The 20,615-nt window shown below is 39.2% G+C and carries 15 protein-coding genes and 1 other RNA gene; 1 reads left to right on the top strand and 15 read right to left on the bottom strand.

Annotation, left to right across the window (positions count from 1 at the left end):
- The 3 genes from CBW18_RS17605 to CBW18_RS17590 form a co-directional block, all read right to left on the bottom strand.
- On the bottom strand, nucleotides 1–7,032 hold the full coding sequence (locus CBW18_RS17605) for a type I polyketide synthase (protein WP_088302662.1): 7,032 nt from the start codon (nucleotides 7,030–7,032) through the stop codon (nucleotides 1–3).
- A gap of 843 nt (nucleotides 7,033–7,875) precedes the next feature.
- Nucleotides 7,876–8,706 carry an MBL fold metallo-hydrolase gene (locus tag CBW18_RS17595; RefSeq protein ID WP_088302657.1) on the bottom strand — a complete coding sequence of 277 codons (831 nt, stop codon included), beginning with the start codon at nucleotides 8,704–8,706 and terminating at the stop codon, nucleotides 7,876–7,878.
- A 44-nt stretch (nucleotides 8,707–8,750) separates the two neighbouring features.
- Entirely contained in the window at nucleotides 8,751–9,194 is a 444-nt protein-coding gene (locus CBW18_RS17590) for a MarR family winged helix-turn-helix transcriptional regulator (protein ID WP_088302655.1), read from the bottom strand.
- A 170-nt stretch (nucleotides 9,195–9,364) separates the two neighbouring features.
- Here CBW18_RS17590 and CBW18_RS17585 point away from each other — a divergent pair, with 170 nt between their 5' ends.
- Nucleotides 9,365–10,594, top strand: coding sequence for an MFS transporter (locus CBW18_RS17585; protein WP_088302653.1), 1,230 nt, complete (start codon nucleotides 9,365–9,367; stop codon nucleotides 10,592–10,594).
- A gap of 91 nt (nucleotides 10,595–10,685) precedes the next feature.
- On the opposite strand, the gene CBW18_RS17580 is transcribed toward CBW18_RS17585, so the two are convergent.
- The 12 genes from CBW18_RS17580 to CBW18_RS17525 form a co-directional block, all read right to left on the bottom strand.
- The gene (locus tag CBW18_RS17580; RefSeq protein ID WP_088302651.1) at nucleotides 10,686–12,098 is read right to left on the bottom strand and encodes a sigma-54 dependent transcriptional regulator; all 1,413 of its coding nucleotides are present in this window, start codon (nucleotides 12,096–12,098) and stop codon (nucleotides 10,686–10,688) included.
- A gap of 224 nt (nucleotides 12,099–12,322) precedes the next feature.
- Nucleotides 12,323–12,701, bottom strand: an RNA gene (gene rnpB / locus CBW18_RS17575) — RNase P RNA component class A.
- A gap of 48 nt (nucleotides 12,702–12,749) precedes the next feature.
- Complete coding sequence (locus CBW18_RS17570; protein ID WP_253249078.1) at nucleotides 12,750–13,229, bottom strand: cytochrome c; 480 nt, start codon at nucleotides 13,227–13,229, stop codon at nucleotides 12,750–12,752.
- A gap of 32 nt (nucleotides 13,230–13,261) precedes the next feature.
- Nucleotides 13,262–13,912, bottom strand: a complete 651-nt coding sequence (locus tag CBW18_RS17565; RefSeq protein WP_088302649.1) for an SCO family protein — start codon at nucleotides 13,910–13,912, stop codon at nucleotides 13,262–13,264.
- Nucleotides 13,913–14,199: 287 nt separating this feature from the next.
- Entirely contained in the window at nucleotides 14,200–14,655 is a 456-nt protein-coding gene (locus CBW18_RS17560; RefSeq protein WP_088302647.1) for a hypothetical protein, read from the bottom strand.
- An 11-nt stretch (nucleotides 14,656–14,666) separates the two neighbouring features.
- Entirely contained in the window at nucleotides 14,667–15,644 is a 978-nt protein-coding gene (locus CBW18_RS17555; protein WP_088302645.1) for a transporter, read from the bottom strand.
- A complete protein-coding gene (locus CBW18_RS17550) occupies nucleotides 15,607–16,611 on the bottom strand; it encodes a cytochrome-c peroxidase (protein ID WP_253249077.1) in 1,005 nt (334 codons plus the stop codon). Before CBW18_RS17550 ends, CBW18_RS17555 begins: the two co-directional genes overlap by 38 nt.
- A 32-nt stretch (nucleotides 16,612–16,643) precedes the next feature.
- Nucleotides 16,644–17,414, bottom strand: a complete 771-nt coding sequence (locus tag CBW18_RS17545; RefSeq protein ID WP_088302641.1) for an MbnP family protein — start codon at nucleotides 17,412–17,414, stop codon at nucleotides 16,644–16,646.
- Nucleotides 17,415–17,566: 152 nt separating this feature from the next.
- Nucleotides 17,567–17,881: a hypothetical protein gene (locus CBW18_RS17540; protein ID WP_140418708.1), complete on the bottom strand. Its 315-nt coding sequence runs from the start codon at nucleotides 17,879–17,881 to the stop codon at nucleotides 17,567–17,569.
- A 145-nt stretch (nucleotides 17,882–18,026) separates the two neighbouring features.
- Nucleotides 18,027–18,356, bottom strand: a complete 330-nt coding sequence (locus tag CBW18_RS17535; protein WP_216359264.1) for a type II toxin-antitoxin system VapC family toxin — start codon at nucleotides 18,354–18,356, stop codon at nucleotides 18,027–18,029.
- Between the two features lie 27 nt (nucleotides 18,357–18,383).
- Nucleotides 18,384–18,593 carry a hypothetical protein gene (locus CBW18_RS17530; protein WP_088302638.1) on the bottom strand — a complete coding sequence of 70 codons (210 nt, stop codon included), beginning with the start codon at nucleotides 18,591–18,593 and terminating at the stop codon, nucleotides 18,384–18,386.
- A 165-nt stretch (nucleotides 18,594–18,758) separates the two neighbouring features.
- Complete coding sequence (locus tag CBW18_RS17525) at nucleotides 18,759–20,495, bottom strand: phospho-sugar mutase (RefSeq protein ID WP_088302637.1); 1,737 nt, start codon at nucleotides 20,493–20,495, stop codon at nucleotides 18,759–18,761.
- Nucleotides 20,496–20,615 lie beyond the last annotated feature (120 nt).

Genomic DNA, 20,615 nt, shown 5'->3' with positions numbered 1-20,615 from the left:
TTAAGTCCAGGTATTACCAGCCATAATTAACACCTGGCTTTCTTTGCCATACTTCAGTTCGTTCAAGAAAGTTTTCATTCCATCCTGCAAGGGAATCAGTGCAATGCCCCGGCGCTGGTATTCTTTTTCAAGCGTTGGTGAAACCATTCCGGCGCCTTTCCAGGGTCCCCAGTTAATGGCCATTACTTTTCCCTTTATTTTTTGTTTCAAAGCCCAGGCATATTTATCCATTACGCTGTTTGCCGCCGCATAATCTGTTTGCCCGCGGTTACCGTATACCGATGCAATGCTGGAGAAGAGAATAACGAACTGGGTTTCTGGCCGGAGTTGCTCTGCAAGTACCCGTAAAGGCGTCACCTTGGTATCGAAAACTCTTCCAAAAGATTCGGAAGTTTTACTGCTGAACAATTTATCTTCCAGTAGCCCGGCACCATGTACCACGCCGTCAATCCTTCCAAAGTCCTGATAAACCTGTTTGATCAATCTGGTCAGGCCATCTTCATCCCTTAAGTCTAATGATTCATAAACCACGGTAGAGCCACCTTCTTCCAGCATGGAAATGCATCGGAGGATCTGGTTGTTTTTGTAAATCCGGCTGGTTTCCTTTTCAATTTCTGCAGGTGTGGGAAATTGCCCCTGTTGAATGACGTAGTGCCTGATGTCGTCTTTAGTTTCTAATTTTGAAGTCGCTTCCTGAAGGCTTAACTGCGGGTTGGCTGAGCGGCCTACTAAAATGTAGCGGCATGGATAATCTTTTGCGAAATGTATCATCAATTCTGCCGTAATGCCTTGTGCGCCACCCAGAACCAACACTACGGCTTCCTTATCCAGTTTGATATGTTCCTCATCAGTTTCCATACTCAGCTGTGTGGGGATCAGTTCCATGATATGCCTTTTATGGTCATTGTAAATCACTTCAGAAGGCTTATCCGGATTTAGGATTTCATTTAAGGTTACGTTGGCAATTTCATCTGCCGACATTTTAGTCTCCAGGCTGATAAAGCGACATTTGGTGTGTTCGTATTCCCGATCCAGGCTTTTAAAGAAACCCGAATAGCCCTGGTAATTTCTCAGAAAAGAAATATCTGATTCTGCATTGAAATACCTTTTTGTATCGGCGATCAGATAAACCCATTTCACCTTATCGAAGTTGAGTTTTTTAATGGTAGAGAAATGATCCAGGATACCTGCTTTTTTTTGTGCTTCAAACATGTTCAGGATAATTAAGCCCTGATAGCTTTCAAGTGCATCGTCAAAGTTTACAATATCTGCAATGGCACCATGTTTTTCAAGCATCGCCTTAATTTTTAAAGCTTGTCCGCCACCATCATTCATAAGTGCAAAACGTTGATCTTTTAATATCGCCGCCTCTGTAATGGTTAGTGCCGCAGGAGTGAGTTCGAAACGTAAACGCGAAAGTTTCTCTTTAACCGTTTGGTCGTCAATACTGTCTTCTATTATTTTTTTCGCTTCAATCAGTATTTCGGTGGTTTCGGTTTCAATATCCGCGATCCAGTTCACCAGGCTTTTCAGGGTTTTTATGGCGGCTAATTTTTCCATTAAATCATCCGTCTGCTCGCCTTGAGCACCGAAACCAACTTTCTCTTTAAGTGAGGCAATAATTTCCATGCGCTTAATCGAATCGATACTTAAATCGGCCTCGAGGTCTAAATCCATGCCCAGCATTTCTTTCGGATAGCCTGTTTTTTCACTTACTACTTCCAGTATAGCCAGTTTTAACTGATCGACAGACAATTTTTGCGGCGTTGCAATTTGTGTGGAAATCACCACCTGGATTTCAGGTGCCTGCTGTTGTGTGTTTTCTGTAATCCAGTTCACTAAGCTGCTCAGTGTTTTTAAGCCTGCCAGCTGCTCCATGATCTTATCTTCCGGAAGATTCAGTTCAGAAAAACCACCCAGTTCAGTACGTAATGCGCCGATAATTTCCACCCGCTTAATGGAATCGATACTCAGGTCGGCTTCCAGATCCATTTCCATGCCCAGCATTTCCTGAGGATAGCCTGTTTTATCACTCACAATTTGCAGGAGAATTTGTTTAATATCTTTCTGCACCAGTACTGCAGATTTTACTTCCATCACAGGAGAAATTTCCACCTGACCCGTTAACTGATTTTCAATTTTGATAGGAACCTGGTTTGGATAATCATTCTGTGGCTGCGGGTAAGCGGGTATCTGAACCGATGGGTTTTGCCCCAGAAAAGACAGCATCACATCACGTTGTGCCTGAATTAAAGTTTTCATGCTATGCAGGTATTCCTGCATCATCATGTCTGTTGCTGATGTGGTAACCTGTTGATTGATACTTTGGCTTTGTGTTTCTTTCATGAGGATGATGGGTTTGGTAATCGGAGCAGCACCGTTTTCAGGAAGCTTTCCGTTGGATGGGATGGCATGCTGACCATTTACATGCCAAATGGCTGAACTTTTTTTGTATAATAATGGTTGATCAACCTGGATCATGGTTGCTGATCTTCCCTTAAATAATTTCTCCAGATTGATGCTTCTTCCGGTTGAAATATAGCTGGCTAAAGTTCCAAGCAGGTTACTCAGTTTATTCTGTCCCTGATCTTCGGTATGAAATATAGTTTCATCTTTACCGATACAGGCTTTTGTTAATCCGCTTAGTACTTTACCTGGGCCTACTTCGATAAAAATTCTCGCGCCAGCTTGATACATATTATTCAGCTGATCAACAAAAAGTACCGGCTGAACCAGGTGTTCCGTTAAACGTTCCTTAATGGCTGCTGCATTTGTAGGATATTCATTGGCCGTAGTGTTCGACCAAACAGGCAGTTCAATATTGTTAAATGAAACTTTTGTCAGTACATCGCGATAAAGTTCTTTAGATTTGGCTACCACCGGGCTATGAAAAGCACAGGCTACTTCCAGCTGCCGGTAAGACACTTTTGCCGCTTTGAGTTTAGCCGCCAAATGCTGAATGCCAGGTGTTGAACCTGCTATAACGCACTGCGTTGGCGCATTAAAGTTTACGGGATAAACATGGTCTACGCCAGAAAGCAGGCTGTTTAAATCTTCACGTTTTACACTTACCGCCAGCATACTTCCGGGATCTCCATCCGTAACCGCATCCAGAATTGACTGTGCCCTTTCGGCACTTAATTTAACCAGTTGGTCATCTTCAAAAGCGCCTGCAAAACAAAGTGCCGGTAATTCGCCGTAACTGTGGCCGGCAACCATATCAGGCTGAATACCAAAAGACTGGAGTAATTTTGCAATGGCCAGGTCAACAACGCCAAGTAGTGGTTGGGCCATCCGTGTATCTTTGATGTTTTCTTTTTGTTTTTTGACAGATTCAGGATCAAATACTGCATTCGGGAACAATATTTTTTCATGATCAGGATAGTCCTTTAACAACTTCCTCATTTCAGGAAAAATCACAAAAAGATCTCTGGCCATGTTAATCCGCTGGCTGCCTTGTCCTGGGAACAGAAAGGCTACTTTGCCTTCTTTTATATTCGTTTTATAGGTGTCTTTACTTTCTATACCAGATAAAACCAGGTCAATTTTCATCACTAGATCTTCAGCATTATTGGCTACAATACTCATTTGAACGGTCTTCTGGCTACCTGTTGCCAGGCTGAAGGCTAAATCTTTCAGCGCGATCTGAGCATTAATTTCCAGTAAATTTTTGATGTTGTTAAGACTCGTTTTTGCTTCATCGTAAGTATCACCCCTGAACACAAATAATTCTGATGGCCACGATTTCAGTATGGGATGTTCATTTTCTATATTTTTGCCACTTTCCAGCACGGCATGGAAATTGGTTCCACCAAAGCCAAAGGCACTCACTCCGGCATAACGTTTTCGATCCATCCATAAACCAGCCTCAGTATGGAAGGCAAAAGGACTTGTTTGTGCATTGTAAAAACTATTCGGTGTTTTTAAATGAATGGTTGGTGGTTTAATGCCATGGTAAACGGCAAGTGAGGCCTTAATTAAGCCGGCAATACCGGCGGCACATTTGGTGTGGCCGATCTGTGTTTTGACTGAACCCAGATGTGTTTGCCCGGCCGTTGCACCAGTTTCGTTCAGCATATCGGTTAAAGCACTGATCTCTGTTTTGTCGCCAACAACGGTACCCGTACCATGCGCCTCAATCAGGCCCACACTCGAAGGCATAATTCCGGCCTGGCCGTAGGCCCTTTCCAAAGCATTGATTTGTCCGTTTTTACGCGGTGCAGTAAGGCCGAGGCTTTTACCATCGCTGGAACCGCCAACACCTTTTATCACAGTGTAAATCGTGTCGCCATCCCTTAAAGCATCCTCATGTCTTTTCAAAACTACCATGGCAATGCCTTCGCCCAGGGCTATTCCATCTGCCTCCGAATCGAAAGTGGCACATCTTCCTTTTTTCGAGAGGGCGTGTGTACTGGAGAACATTAGGTAATCATTGATGCCGTTGTGAAGATCGGCGCCACCAGCCAGAACCATATCCGACTTTTCGAGGAAAAGCTCCTGGCAAGCCAGGTCAATAGCGGCAAGGGATGAGGCACAGGCTGCATCAACGGTAAAATTTCGTCCACCTAAATTTAACCGGTTTGTAATTCTGCCAGATATTACATTGGCCAGAATGCCGGGAAAAGAATCTTCTGTCATTTTAGGAAGTGCGGCATCCACTTCTGCCGGCATTTCTCCAAACACCTGTTTATAAAAACACCTGAAACTGTAACTGTTGGCAAGGTCATTTCCACCTTCTGCCCCAATAATTACGGATACGTTTTCCTTGTCAACGCCCTGATCACCATAGCCGGCATGCTGCATGGCCTGTTTAGCCACCAGTAAGGTGAGGAGTTGGGTAGGTTCAATGGCCGCCAGAGATTGCGGGGGAATACCAAATTCAAGCGGATCGAAATCGATCTGTGGAATAAAACCACCCCATTTAGAGTGCGACATGTCGCCGGCTGTAGATTCAGGATCATAATAAACATCCTTATTCCATCTTTCATCCGGAACTTCTGTAACGGAGTCTTTCCCTAATACAATGTTTCGCCAGTATTCATCCAGATTTTTGGCACCAGGGAAAATACAGGCCATTCCAACAATGGCTACATCTAATGATTTGGTTTCGCTTTTTGGCGGAGCAGGTAAAATAGCCTGATCAATATAACTGAAATTTTTAGTCGCCACCTCTTCATGTAAATCCGCCAAGGAAATTACTTCCTGGTGCATAGGGGCAATCTGGCCAATCATATACATGCCCAATTCAGTTTGTTCTTGCTCACTGATTTCAATCAGCTGATCGCCCTGCCTTTCAATTCCTTTGGCCGCAATTCTCAGCCGGCCCACATTCAGGCTTTCCAGTTTTTCCCAAATCAGCTTTTTGTCTGTTCCTTCTGCTTGTAACCGTGATTTTTCCTGATTGAAAAAACCGGCAAATGAAGAGTTCAGACACCTGGTTTCATGTCCCGGAGCGGTTTCCAGTAAAATGGTATCCTGAGCCTGCATGGCTTCCTGCTGAAACTTATTCAGGATAGCACCCGTGCTTACGGCTTCCTGTGTATATAAATAAGCTGTACCCATCAACACACCGATTTTCATTCCTTTTGCGGCGAGGGGAGCGGCCATGATGGAAATAAATGCAGCTGAAAAGGCATCATGAATGCCTCCTGCAAAAAATATACTGATCTCTTCCGGTTTCTCTTCCTTTAAAAGTCGTTCTATTTGTTTTTCCCATAAAACCATACTGGATAAAGGGCCAACATGGCCTCCGCATTCTCGGCCTTCGAAGACAAACCTTCTGGCACCTTCTTTCAGGTACATATCTAATAAGGCGGTAGAGGGTACATGTAAAAATGTTTTAATACCGGCCTTTTCAAAGGGTTTAGCCTGTGAAGGTCTTCCACCGGCAATCAGCAACACGGGTGGTTTTGCTGCTAAAATATATTGCTGCTGTTCATCGCGAAGTTCCTGCGGTGCAAAACCCAGTATACCAACGCCCCAGGTTTTGGCACCCGCTAATGCTTTGGTTTGATCGATCAGGTTTTTCGCCGCATTTCCTTTTAAAAGAGATAAGGCTACAAATGATAAAGCCCCGGCTGTCGAAACTGCATCAGCAAAAAGTGGCACATCACTCACCCGGGTCATAGGACCTTGTGCAATGGGATATTTGATATTTAGATCTGTAGCAAGTGCATTGTGGGCACTAATGGTATTTAAAGCCTTTGCTTGTTTTAAATGACCAAAAATGGAAGTTTTAAAACCAAATACCAGCTTATCAAGCTTTTTATATCTCTCAAATAAATCTATTGATAAACTGATATCTTGACCCATTGGAAGATAACTCGTATGGAGATCATAGCCCTTAAAGTAGGTTTTAAGTGTGGAGTAGTTTTGACTATCTTCAGGTAATACTGGAGAATGAGGACGAACCAATACCCGGTGATGATCAATAAGCCTGGTTTCCGTTCCGTTTAATTTACCACAAATGGCTTTTAATTCTACCGGCGCAGCACATTCCTTAAAAAGTGCCAGCTGACTGTCTAATATGACTCCGGCCGCGCCCTGAGCAATTAATGAGGCAGCAGTATGAATGCCCACTCCACCCTGTACCCAAACCGGAATGCCTAAGGCTGCTTTCATCACCCGCTGAAAAAGTACGAAAGAGGATTCACGGGCAACTTTTCCTGCACCTTCGTTTCCTTTAATGATAATGCCGTGCGCCCCGGCCGCTTTGGCATTTTTAGCTGATTCGAGATCAAAAACCTGGTAAATGACTTTTGCAGCAGGTGGTTTGACAAAAGCAAAGCCGAATGGAGCAATAATCAAACTCACCCCAGTAGGGATTTCGATCTGCAGCAATGCTTCAGAATTGAAACAGATACCATAATCGGTCATGGTTTGTTCGCTCAGGATTTTTAATGCCTGCACGGCTTTAATCTGATCGTGCCCAAGACTGAGCACAGGAAAACAAGAAGTTTTCGCTAAACTGGTTACCAATGTAGTATCCGGAATTTCAAAAGGCGTTAAGCCAATAAGCGTATGTCTGTTCATAGTTTGATCATTTTATTCTGCTCATCCATTCAGCAGGATTTAACGGCATGCCGAATGAAAAATAGAATGTATTAGTTCGTATAGTTTATGTCGTAAAGGCAGAAAATAGTAGATTATTTGTGTGTATTATTAATAAGTCTAATGTATATATTAAAAATAATAAAAATATAATAAAATCTGGCAATGGATAAAATGAATACAATTGATACAAAGACAAAATATTGATATCAATTAAGATATAAAATTACATAGTTTGTGTAATTTTAATACAAACATAATCCTAATTTTTAGAAAAAATATAGATATGATCATTAATTTTTTATTATAATAATGTTAATTAATATAAAATATCATGCTTTTCCCTAAATAAAATAGCTTTTATGGAAGATTTAATAAAAACATATATTTTTATTTTTAGTCATTTTAATGATGCTTTTTGTGTGATTTCAGCTTTTTTATTATTAGTTTCGATTGATTATATTTGTATTATTAATATTAATGTATTGTATTTTAAATTATATTTTTTAAATGTGTTATTCGAAGAGATCTGCTTACATTTTATTTCTTATCGTTTTCATATGTTGATTTTTCTTGCTCAAAAAAGTTAAATCAAAACAGTTACACTACAACCCAGATAAATGATCAAAAGGACTGAGATGAAAGCATGAAAAGACTGGTATTTCGGCCTGAACAAAATGAATTGCAGACAATAAAAATTTGTTTTTGCGGTAGATGAAACTGATCATTTAAGTCCGGCCAGGGCATATATTCTTTATGATTAAAGAAAACAGAAGCGAAAGCCTTCAAATATTAAATGATAAGCTGCAGAATGAATTTAGAAAATTAAAATAAATTCAGTTGATCAGGCTGATACTGTTTAGGATCGAAATGATAATTTTCTTTGTCCTGATTGGATACATAGTAAATTTCACTTTCCTGATCTCTGGATGCAACCTTAATCAGGGTATTGCCGGCAACAGGTGCAAACATTTGCGCTACCAGGGCCGGATCATTATTGTCTTTGGATAAATGACTGAGCAAGAGATGCGTCATGTAATCCGGACGGTGATTCATAAATAAATCAAGCGCCTGTGTGTTGCTCAAATGACCCCGTCCACCAGTAATTCTTCTTTTTAAAAAATAAGGGTATTGTCCGTTGGCTAAAATATTAGCGCAGTAATTGGCTTCCAGAAATGCCGCATGACAATGTTTAAACTGTGAGATCAGGCGATCGCATACTGAACCAATATCTGTAAAAACACCAACCCTCACCGCATTACACTCTATGGTAAAAGAATAAGGATCTGCAGCATCATGAAATTTTGAGAACGCCGTTATCTTCAGTTTACCAATTTGAATATTTTGGGTATGGCTTAATCCGAAGGTATTTTGCTCATCGAGGGTTAACTTACTGTTTTTGAGTGTTGCCACACTGATATAAACTGGGATTTTATATTTCCTTGCGAACACTGACAGGCCTTTAATATGATCACTATGCTCATGAGAAATAAAAATAGCCTTTACTTTTTCGATAACAAGGCCTAATCGCAGCATTCTCTTTTCCACCTCTTTACAGGTAAGGCCCACGTCAACCAGAATGGCTTCGTTTTCGTTGCCAACATAGTAACAATTGCCATTACTGCCTGAATTTATGGATGTAAAGTATAATGCCATTGGATTCGCAAGTTAAGTCTAATTAACATAACGGGAAAGTAAAACTATACCTTTGTACCATTGTGTTCTACAAGCCGGGTTAATAGTGGGAGAAAAGCCTGAATAAGATTAATTTCTTCCTCTGAAAATATTTGTTCCATGGTTTTAACCAGCCATTCTTCTTTTATTTTCCTACTGGCGATGATATGCTTTTCACCAAGTTTTGTTAAGCCAATGTGTATTTTACGCTTATCATCATCACTAGGAAATCGCTCGACACAATGTGCATCAAACAGGCGGTTAATAATTTGCGAAATGGCCTGCTTTGAAACCCGCTCCATTTCGGCCAGCTCTGTTGATAATAATTTACCGTGTTGTTCCAGTAAAGACATGGTCAATAATTCTGCATTGCTGAACTCAGAGCTGACATTCTGTTTTCTTAGTTGCCTGGTGAGTCGGGTAACTGTACTTCTCAGCTTTGCTGCAATTTCCTGTGTTTGTTTTGACATGCCTTTGGTAAATTAACTTGACAAAGGTAATGTTAATTTATAAGGTATTAAAGATGTTATTTTGGTTTTTGTCTAAAATTATGATCTTAGTATGATAAAAAAATAATAAAGTAACTTTACTTATTTAGTGTAATTTTATACTTTTGTAAAGTTACTTTACTATTTTAATTATGAGTATTTTTCGTTCATTAAGACATTATAACTACAGACTATTTTTTACAGGACAAGCCATATCGCTTATTGGTACATGGATGCAAAGGGTAGCCATCAGCTGGCTGGTTTACCGCCTTACGGGCTCAGCTTTTTTACTGGGCTTAATTACCTTCCTGAGTTTAATTCCATCTTTAATATTGGCGCCTTATGCAGGAAGTTATGTAGACAGGCACAATAAATTTAAGATTTTGGTGATCACACAAATTATTTTGATGTTACAGGCTGGTGCCCTGGCTGTAATGATCTGGTTTAAAGTTTATGATATGTTCTGGATCGCGGCTTTGTCTCTGGTACAGGGATTGATAAATGCCTTTGATGTAACCGCACGCCAATCTCTCATGGTTAACCTGATAGATGATAAGGAAGATTTACCGAATGCCATTGCCTTAAACTCATCCATGTTTAATGCAGCCCGTTTAATTGGTCCGGCATTGGCTGGCGTTATATTAAGTACATTGGGAGAGGACATCTGTTTTCTGATTAATTTTGTCAGTTTCATCGCGGTGATTGGTTGTCTGGCGATGATGAAATTAAAACTTACTGCACAGGTAAAATCTAAAGAAAACATCTGGATAGATTTAAAAAAGGGATATGAATACCTCAAAACCTCACCTGATCTATCTTCAATGATCCTCATGATGGCCGCCTCCAGTTTACTGGTCATTCCGTTCACCACCTTGCTTCCTGTTTTTGCGAAAGATATTTTTAACGGAGATGCCACTACCTTTGGGTGGTTTGAAAGTGCTGCTGGCTTTGGTGCCTTTTTCGGAGCCATCTATATGGCGACAAGAAAGGCTGGGCAGAATTTACAGAAGATTGTAATTGTATCGGGTGGATTGCTTGCCCTTGCAGTAATTGCCTTATCAATTGCACCAACGCTGATACTGGCACTCGTTTGTACCGGACTGGCAGCACTTGGATTAATGGCACAAACTTCTTCCATCAATACCTATCTGCAAACCCATGCCGACGATTTGATGCGGGGCAGGACATTAAGTTATTACATCATGGCTTATCAGGGCGTATTGCCTGTTGGCAGTCTGTTGATGGGCTTTCTGGCGCATGAGTATGGTACGCAGGTTATTGTGGCTTTTGAGGGAATAGCAGGCCTGCTTATTGTCGGGGCTTTTCTTTACCATGAAAAACACCGGAATCAGCTGGAGAACAAATTGTCATTCTTTGGATAGGTATATGCTGATCACCATAAAAAAAGCTGGAAGTTTAGTTTACCTTCCAGCTTTTAAAGCCTAAATAATTGCTGTTGAAAGCATTGTATGGCTAAACCATATCTCTCTTCAGACCAAACTTTTCAATTTTGCTATATAAATGGCTTCTTTGAATATCTATTTCATCAGCCGTTTTTGACACGTTCCAGTTATTTTTTTCCAGCTTAAATTTAATAAATTCCTTTTCAGCGTGGTCTTTATAATCCTGGAAATTGTTAAAACTATCAAATGATGATGACATACCGGAAGCACCATTGACCGAACCCGCAATCTGTGTACTTGTAGCCGACCCAATATTGGTACCGCCGCCAGGATTGGCAAAGGCACGCACATCATTTTCCGTAATTACCTTATCACTTAAAATAATTAAACGTTCGATCATATTATGCAACTCCCGCACATTACCTGTCCATGGTAAAGCCTGAAGGGCGGCCATTCCACCATCATTAATTTTCTTCACCGGCATGCCATAGTCGCCACAAATACTTTCCAGAAAGTTCTGCGCAATCACCGGAATATCATCCGTTCGTTCCGTTAAATGCGGAACATGAATGTTAATCACATTGAGGCGGTGGTATAAGTCCATCCTGAAATTACCGTCTTCTATTTCTTTAAGTAAATCTTTATTTGTTGCGGCCAGCACACGAACATTCACTTCAATTTCTTTTTCTCCACCTACGCGTGATATTTTATGCTCTTGCAGGGCACGTAAAACTTTTGCCTGGGCAGAAAGACTCATGTCGCCAATCTCATCCAAAAACAGTGTTCCGCCGTTGGCCAGCTCAAATTTACCGATACGTTGCTTCACCGCTGAAGTAAATGAACCTTTTTCATGTCCGAACAATTCACTTTCAATCAGTTCTGAAGGTATTGCGGCACAGTTTACTTCAATTAACGGACTATCAGCACGATTCGACTTTTCGTGTAACCAGCGAGCCACGAGTTCTTTACCACTACCATTGGCACCGGTAATTAACACTCGAGCCTCAGTAGGAGCGACACGTTCAATCGTTTCTTTTATTTTGGATATGCTTTCTGATTTGCCTAAAATTTCGCGGGTTTTGCTGACTTTGCGTTTTAAAACCTTTGTTTCGGTCACCAGGTTTCCACGATCTAAACCATTGCGTACCGTAATCAATAAACGATTTAAATCAGGTGGTTTGGAGATAAAATCAAAGGCTCCTTTTTTACTGGCTTCAATGGCGGTTTCAACCGTTCCGTGACCGGAAATCATAATAAAAGGCAGATCAGGTTTAATCAGTTGTGCCTGCTCCAGCACTTCCATACCGTCCATTTTATTCATCTTGATATCGCAGAGTACCAGATCGAAATTGGTCTTCCTGATCATTTCAAGGCCGTCGATACCGTTATCAATATCTTCAACATCGTAATTTTCATATTCCAGGATTTCGCGTAAAGTACTTCTTATTGCCCTTTCATCATCAATAATTAATAGTTTGGCCATTTGGTTATTTGTTTATTCTAGTTCTAGTGCGAATATATTATTTTTAAATTAATGTATAGTTTTTTGTACAATAATTTAGGCTATAAACGGTCAATTCACTAAAAAGTTTTAATAATGTTAAATAATATTTGAGGAGCGAATTTGATATGGAAAGATATTAATTTGTTGGAATTTACCGCAGAATCTAAGCTGTTATAAATTTTAGTAATGATAAGACAAGAAAATAAAAATGCAGGTCTGTAAGCCGGGTTCTGTTTTCTGATTACTCAGAACTTCTATCATTAATCCAGTATAAACGTTGCCGTTTATCTCTAACGACCTACCCACTAACATCGGACGGGCAGCCCTACATGCGTTAGCCTATTTGGTCTTTCAACTCCCGGGGTTTACAAACCACTGCAGTCGCCTGCAATGCTCGTGCGCTCTTACCGCACGTTTTCACCCTTCCCCAACTTTACATCAGGAGGTATATTTTCTGTTGCACTAATCCGTGATTCAGGTTTTCATTCCTCAATCCCTTTCCGTTAGAAAGCGGGATGCCCTGCGTTGCCCGGACTTTCCTCTCTTCCGATCAATCGGAACAGCGATAGAACAACCTGCATTTTGGACAAAGATGCCTGTTTTAAATGAAAAAGGCACCAAAAACTTTGATTATTTGCATTTTTGTAATTGGAGCGAAACCTTACTGTATGGCACAAATCCCTGTTTGTTTCCAAATGAGTTGGTAATGTAAACCATCACCTGGGCAACATCAATATCAGCCAATTCAGGAAATGAGGGCATTTTTTCCTGATATACTTTACCATTTATTGTGATTTTTTCGTTTGTTCCATTTTTAATGATACAAGCCAAACGTGTTTTGTTGTTTTTTAAGAAAACCGAATCCGTTAAAGGTGGGGCGAGGTTACCTAAACCTTCGCCATTTTCGCCATGGCAATTCTGACATTTCGCTTTATAAATATCCTTCCCATTCGACATATAATTCTGTAAATCAATGGTTCCCTGGCTCTGGCAGGAAAAAACAGAGGCAATAACTGAAAGCAGAAAAATAGCATTAATGATGTATTTGCGCATTGATGTTTTGTTAATTGCCACGAAAACAAAGAAAGCACGGATAAAATTAATTTTCATTCCATACAAATCTATATTTCCGTGGCTAAATTCTATTTTTTATATTCAGCCAAAAGAACCGGAATATCTTTTTTTAATTGCTCTACCTGGTCTTCTTTTGTACCATCGTAAGCACCGCGAATGCGTCTGTCCTTGTCAATCAAAACCAGATAACCCTGATGGATATAACCATCCTTTGAAGTACTATCTTCACCAACTGCTACCAGATAGTTCTTTTCCGCCAATGTATAAACACTATCTTTGCTTCCATAAAGGAATTGCCATTTTGAGCCATCCACACCAAGTTTTTGAGCATATTTTTTCAATACGGACGGCTTATCATATTTAAAGTCAATGGTGTGCGACACAAACATCACATCAGGGTTTGTTTTATATTCATTGTAAACTGTCATGAGATTCCTGTGCATTGTCGGACAAATGGTGCTGCAGGAAGTAAAAAAGAAGTCCGCTATATAAACTTTTCCATCTGTAGCTTTATTTGTCGTAAGCACACTGTCCTGATTTAAGAATGCCCAATTTGGAATGGTTTGATAAACGGTATCTATCTTTTCTGCACCATTCGCGTCTCTAACCGTTTCGGCATGGCGTTCACCATAAAACGGAAGTTTTTTATCCTGTTTACAGGATGTAAGTATGGAAATGGATAGCAAGCAAATGGCTATCGAAGAAATAATTTTATTCATGTTGTTTTATTAAAAGTGTAAATATACAACCTCTGTATTTCAGGAGGGAATTAATTGTTGTTTTCTTACTTTGTTTAAATAGTGTCCCGCAGATTTAAAAAGATAAACGCAGATAGTGTTTTTAAAGCTCTGCGAAAATCCGTGTAATCAGCGGGAGCAGTTTAGTGTTTATAGTGTTTCATTTTTATATTTTCTTATTATGTTTAAATAGTTTCCCGCTGATTTAAAAGGATAAACGCAGATTTTTTATAGGCTCTGCGAAAATCTATAAAATCAGCGGGAGAAATTTAGTGTTTATGGTGTTCCATATTCATTTTAACTGCCGGCTCAATATTATACTCCTTTAAGACTGAATCGGATGCTTTGGTTACTTTGATATAATCGTCTTCAACTTGTCTAACCTTCACCATTTCAGATTTGTAGTAGTCCAAATCTTCCTGTTCATTTTTGCCTTTAAAGTCATCTTTGAAACCATGCATCCAATCCATCATACGTTCATCAGCTTGATTTAGATTTGTAATCAGATCAGCTATATTTAAGGAATCCTGGGGAGATTTCATTTTACCAGATTTCAAAACGGAATCTAATCGCATTTTATTTGACATTACTTTTCCGCCATCAATCATCAGTTTATCATGCAGGTTAAGTACTTCTTTTTTTATTGCCTTGGCGTCCGGTTCTGTTTTGCAAGCGTTAAAAAGAAAAACGATTAAGCAAAATCCTAGTGTGATTGTATTTTTCATTTGATTTGTAATTAAAAATTATAAGTAATTCCGACATAAACTTTACCTGCACTCATGGGATGGTCGGTTTCCGCTTCCCAGATGTTTTTTTGTATACCGGCATTTAGCGCTATATTCTTGTAGAAGATGTCAGCTCCAATGCCTCCCATTAAATTATTCATGACATGTTCCCCGGTTTTAACACCATTATACTTTTCTCCGCCAGAATATTCATAGAAAAACTGAACGGATGGCATAACCTGCATGTCTTTCCCGATGCTTTGGGTATAAAAAATATTCAGGAAACTCGTAGTGCTATTTGCAATACTTTCTTCACGTTTGTTCTTTCCATTTATTTTGTAGGAGGTATTTAAACTCGCTCCAAACTTTCCTAAGCCAACCAGATAATTCAGGTATACAAACCCATCTGTACTGCCTGTACCGCCTTGCATTAAAGAGGAGTAACGGATTCCGGCTGTATTTTTGAAATCGTTTTTACCGGTAGGTAACTTGATCCCGGCGCCAGCAATGAGTTGTTGTTTGAAGTTCTCATCAAACTTTTGAATCAAATGATAGCCTGCATATAGATTAACATCGCCTATACCTCCAATAGTAGCAGTATATCCATTGTAGCGTTCGCTGTTTGACACATATGGAAGTATGGCGTTAACTTCCAGTTTGCTGTTAATAAAATATTTGCCACGTATTTCCATCGAACGATACAATTCATAATCGTTGGGATTCCCGTCATGACCGGTGATGGGTAAATCCTGACTTCTTGCCGGAATGAAAAATTTTCCTCCGTTAGGAAACAATGAATGTGACTGACCTTCATAACCGCTAAATGATCTGTAACGATATAATACACTGATGCTGTTTCGGTTATAATAGGGTGTGATGCCCATAAAACAACCGCAGATGTCGCAGGCAAAAGCATTGCTGGTGAAAAGCAATAGTATCACAAACAGCAACTTACGATTCGCTATATAATTTGTTTTTGATAAACTCATTGTCAGTTAAGGTTTTTAAAAATGCTTTAATTTGTGCTTTATCTGTACCATTTAGCTGAATGCCATTTTTGAGTGATGGATCTAAGTTTTCTGCCGCTTTAATCCCCGAATTATAATGTTCGAGCACTTCATCCAGACTGTAAAAACGACCGTCATGCATATATGGGCCCGTATATTCAATGTTGCGTAAGCTGGGTATACGAAAGGTTCCAAAGTCTGCTAGCACACCTGTGATGTGAGAACGCCCCTCATCCGAACTAACTAAATCAAGTCCGTTATTGCGATAAGAAAAATCTGTAAAAAAGGGTTCTGCATGGCAGGAGCTGCATTTCTTTTTAAAAAGCATATAACCAGACTGTTCTTCGGCGGTAAATGACACGCCAGCTTCCTTCCGGATAACCTGGTCGTACTTTGAATTTCCCGAAACCAATACTCCGGTAAACTGAGTGAGTGATTTTAATAGCAATTGAGAACTGATCTCATTCGTGCCAAAAGCCTGTTTAAACATCTCCGGATAAGGAGCGGTGCTTTTCAAAAAAGTAATGATGGTTTGGATATCAGTACCCATTTCACAGGCATCTGTAATGGCATTTAATGGGGATGTTTCTATATTTTTAACACCGCCATCCCAAAAGAAAGCTTTTTGCCAGGCCAGGTTAAAAAGGGGCGGAGCATTGCGTTTCCCCTGACAGTTTTTTACACCATGGCTTACTTTATGATCAAGGTTTGCAAAAGCAGCGAACTGTTGATGGCAGCTACCGCAGGAAACACTTTTATCGGCAGATAACCTGGCGTCATAAAATAGCTTTTTACCTAAAGCAAAGCCGGCATTGCTGATCTTGTTTTGTTCGAAATGGTATGCCGGAGCAGGAAAATTTGAAGGAATAGAAAATGTTACCGGCTTTTCGTCCGGATTAATTTTATCTTCATTTTTACTACAGGCATACATCAACGCTATGCTCAACATAAGCACTGCGAAGACGACTATTTGCCTAACCATTAATTATGAATGTGATCTAAACGGAATAAACCTTTTGCATAATTATTAGCAATGACGACAGAATTGGCTCCGCCCATTGTGAAGTTTAAGGTTGCGAAACTAACATCAGTTGTGCCAGTAAATAATGAGGCAGCATTAACAATAAAGTGCATATCTGGTTTTGAATCTGTTCTGATTCTTAATGGATTAGCAGTATTAATCTCAGTAGAATAGGTTCTGATGGTATTATTGGGATCTACCACTCCACCAATATGAAAAGTTAAAGATTGATTTGCTGCTGTAGATTGCGGCGATGTACCTTCCAGCTTAACAAAGATGTAACCACTGTTCCAGGTCCAGAACATGCCATTTACCGGGTCCAATGCTCCGGTTTGTGCACCTGCGAAATTGCGGGCATAATCTACACCAATGGTATATTCAATTTTGGTGTAATCGCCTGTTGGCACGTCGCTTACCGTAATCAATTTTGTTGCCGGTTTAGATTCATCAATTAAGAAATAACTCTCCGGAATGAGGTAATTTGTTCCATCTGCTTTGCTTAATTTAACATTGCTCACGTAATATTTGAATACATTAATTTTAAAATCTTCGCCTTTTGCATTTTTATAGGTGGTGGTGTTTAAATTCAGGGCAGATCCATTTACCTGGTGCTCGAATTCTAAAGTGAAACTGGATTTAGAATCTGGAGTGGTTTCATCTGCATCTTTTTTACATGATGACAGGAGTATAATAGGACATAACAATGCCAGTAAGTATTGAGATAATTTCATTTTTTGAAAATTGAATAAGTAAAAAGTATTTAAAGAAATTCTAATACGATCGTCCTGCTGATCCGATAGCTATCGGATTGAGTTCAACATCTTAAAAATACATGATAGACCCTTAAAAAAATTCAGGGTAACGATCGCAAAAAAAGATTTTCTTAAACCGTTTTCGGTGGATGAAAAATAGAAATAGAAAGGTCTCTGATGGGTTTTTCCAGATAAAGGCTTTCGGATTTAATAATGAAGTAGGGAAGATGGTGATTGAGTGCCAAAACCCGGAACTCGGGGTCAGTCTCTACAATTCTTTTCAGCGTTTCCTGGATTTGCTTATTTTTTCCATCTAAATCTTTCAATTTTTTGGCTAGGAAACACTGGCCATCGCAATGCAATTCGGGATGTGCTTTATTAATACAAAATACAGAGGTAATGTATTCCTTATTCATTTGATAACCTGAATATACAATCAATTGCATATAGCAATTAGATAGGGTACAGATCATCAGAAAAAATATAAGGGCTTTTTTAAACATTGTATTTCAGCTGCAAATGTACAAACGAAATTGAGGTTAGCAAATAAAAATTAGAAACGCTGCAATCAGATATTAGTAAACAAAAATTTTAAACTTTGAATAGAGCGATTTCCTCTAAAAACCTGAAATCTTTCAGATTGAGTGTGTATAATTTAATATTATGGATAATAGCTGTGGATGCAATAAGGGAATCAGGAAGGTTTAAGTTATGGGATAGTGTATATTGTTCAATTAAGTTTATGGCATGAGATGAAATTGCAGAAGAGATAGGTAAAATAAATAGCTTGTTAATATCTCGTTTAATCAATTCAAGCTCAATTTTATTTCTTGCTCCATATAATAATTCTGCACAGGTAACATCGGAAATAGCAACATTAGATTGGCCAATTTTTGTAAAAGTATCCTTTATAAATTTCAATAAAGATATTTGTATCACATAATACCATTATCTTTTCCAGGCCTTATCTCTAAGTTCATTTGCATCAACATTGTAATCACTCCATATTCCTTTAGCAAGAGAAAAAGCACTTGATTTTTGGATTTTTTTTACATCAGTAATCTTCACTTCGGCATCGATATTCGATGATTTAAGGAAGAACAGCAAAGCATCAATTTTACTTTGTTCTACATCGTCTTTCAAAATGATTTCTGTCATAATAATTGATATTGTGGTGTAAATATAAGAATTACAATTCTGAATTATAACTTTTCATTTCTAAAGAACTACAATAGTTTACTAATAAAATTACATTATCAAACAAAAAAACCACAGATGAAAACATCACCTGTGGTTCTTATCTTCGATATAGGCAACTTTTTCTTAAGCCTGTAAATCGGCCATTACCGCTTTAATTTTTTCTCCAAGCTGTGCATTAACCGAATCAAAATCTTTTCTATCTGCTAAAGGTGCATTCACACTGCAATAGAACTTAATTTTTGGCTCTGTACCACTCGGACGGGCAGAAACAATGCTTCCATCTTCTGTAATAAACTGCAAAACATCAGAAGTTGGATAATCCAGTTTGGTCACTTTACCTGTTGCCAAATCTGTTTCCTGACCCAATTCGTAGTCCTTCAATACCGAAACTTTCGAACCACCCAATGTAGCTGGTGGATTCTCTCTGAATTTCACCATCATGGCTTTGATTTCTTCTGCGCCTGTTTTTCCTTTTTTAGTCAGTGATACCAGGTCTTCTTTGTACAAGCCATATTCTACATACATATCAAGCAAGGCATTATATAAGCTGGCCCCTTTATCTTTATAGTAAGCCGTCATTTCAGAAATGAAGGCAGCAGAAACCACCGCATCTTTATCGCGAACCAAATCGCCGATTAAGTAACCATAACTTTCTTCGCCACCACCAATAAAGTATTTTTTTCCTTCCAGCTCAGTCATTACCTGACCAATGTATTTAAATCCGGTTAGCGTATTGTAATAAGTCACATCTTTCTTCTTGGCAATTTCTTCAATCAGGTTTGAGGTTACAATTGTTTTTACAATAAACTGGTTACCATCTAACTTACCTGCTTCCTGCCATGCTGTTAGCAGGTAATTAATTAGTAAACTTCCAGTTTGGTTACCGTTTAACAGAACCCATTCGCCGTCATTGTCTTTCACTGCAATACCCACACGATCTGCATCAGGATCTGTTGCCAAAACTAAATCAGCGTCAATTTCCTTCGCCTTATTTATCGCTAAAGTTAAAGCGTCCTTTTCTTCTGGATTTGGATAAACAACCGTCGGGAAATTACCATCGGGTTTGCTTTGCTTTTCCACAACGGTTACATTGGTAAAGCCAAATTGTTCTAAAGCTTTCGGTACCAGTGTAATTCCGGTTCCGTGAATAGGAGAGTAAACAATTTTTAAGTTTTGCTGTCTCTTTATGGCTTCAGGAGAAATGGAAAGCGCGGTGATACCATCTAAATATAATTTATCTACTGCTTCCCCGATTAATTCGATATTGCCTTCAACCCGATCAAATTTAACTTCATCAATACTGCTGATTTTGTTTACCTCATCAATCACCAATTTATCATCAGGAGAAGTAAGCTGACCGCCATCTGCACCGTAAGCTTTATAACCGTTATACTCTTTTGGATTATGAGAAGCCGTTAACATCACACCACTTTTACAACCGAAATGACGTACCGCAAAAGAAAGTTCCGGTGTAGGTCTTAATGCTTCAAAAAAGTAAACATAAATGCCGTTGGCTGAGAAAACATCAGCTGTAATTTTGGCGAAATAATCAGAATTGTTGCGGCTATCATGCGCAATGGCTACACTGATTTTTTCACCAGGATATTTATTATTCAGATAATTGGCTAAACCTTGGGTAGCTGTACCGATAGTATACTTATTAATGCGGTTAGATCCCGCACCCATAATTCCGCGTAAGCCACCCGTTCCGAACTCTAAACTTTTATAAAATGAATCAATAAGTTCTGTTGTTGCATTTTGATCAACTAAGGCTTGTATCTCTGCCTTTGTTTTTTCGTCGTAATTACCGCCTAGCCATTGGTTAATGGTGGCTTGTGTAGATTGGTCAATTGCTTGCATTGAGCTGTTTTTTAATTAAATATCTCGTGTTGAACAAAATTTCATGAATGAAGTTTGGCTGAATTGAATTTTATTTCTATTTATCCAAATTTTATTTTGTTAAGGATGTTGCTTTTAAGC

The sequence above is a fragment of the Pedobacter sp. AJM genome (assembly GCF_002197755.1).
Taxonomy (GTDB): Bacteria; Bacteroidota; Bacteroidia; order Sphingobacteriales; family Sphingobacteriaceae; genus Pedobacter.
This window is presented reverse-complemented; position numbering and strand designations above follow the sequence as displayed.

Coding starts and splice junctions, on each gene's coding strand:
- CBW18_RS17530 (WP_088302638.1), bottom strand. CDS start 18,593: ATGACAGAAATCATTTTGAAAGACGATGTAGAACAAAGTAAAATTGAT.
- CBW18_RS17560 (WP_088302647.1), bottom strand. CDS start 14,655: ATGAAAAATACAATCACACTAGGATTTTGCTTAATCGTTTTTCTTTTT.
- CBW18_RS17590 (WP_088302655.1), bottom strand. CDS start 9,194: ATGTCAAAACAAACACAGGAAATTGCAGCAAAGCTGAGAAGTACAGTT.
- CBW18_RS17545 (WP_088302641.1), bottom strand. CDS start 17,414: ATGAAATTATCTCAATACTTACTGGCATTGTTATGTCCTATTATACTC.
- CBW18_RS17550 (WP_253249077.1), bottom strand. CDS start 16,611: ATGTTGAGCATAGCGTTGATGTATGCCTGTAGTAAAAATGAAGATAAA.
- CBW18_RS17605 (WP_088302662.1), bottom strand. CDS start 7,032: ATGAACAGACATACGCTTATTGGCTTAACGCCTTTTGAAATTCCGGAT.
- CBW18_RS17580 (WP_088302651.1), bottom strand. CDS start 12,098: ATGGCCAAACTATTAATTATTGATGATGAAAGGGCAATAAGAAGTACT.
- CBW18_RS17595 (WP_088302657.1), bottom strand. CDS start 8,706: ATGGCATTATACTTTACATCCATAAATTCAGGCAGTAATGGCAATTGT.
- CBW18_RS17525 (WP_088302637.1), bottom strand. CDS start 20,495: ATGCAAGCAATTGACCAATCTACACAAGCCACCATTAACCAATGGCTA.
- CBW18_RS17555 (WP_088302645.1), bottom strand. CDS start 15,644: ATGAGTTTATCAAAAACAAATTATATAGCGAATCGTAAGTTGCTGTTT.
- CBW18_RS17565 (WP_088302649.1), bottom strand. CDS start 13,912: ATGAATAAAATTATTTCTTCGATAGCCATTTGCTTGCTATCCATTTCC.
- CBW18_RS17540 (WP_140418708.1), bottom strand. CDS start 17,881: ATGCAATTGATTGTATATTCAGGTTATCAAATGAATAAGGAATACATT.
- CBW18_RS17585 (WP_088302653.1), top strand. CDS start 9,365: ATGAGTATTTTTCGTTCATTAAGACATTATAACTACAGACTATTTTTT.
- CBW18_RS17570 (WP_253249078.1), bottom strand. CDS start 13,229: ATGAAAATTAATTTTATCCGTGCTTTCTTTGTTTTCGTGGCAATTAAC.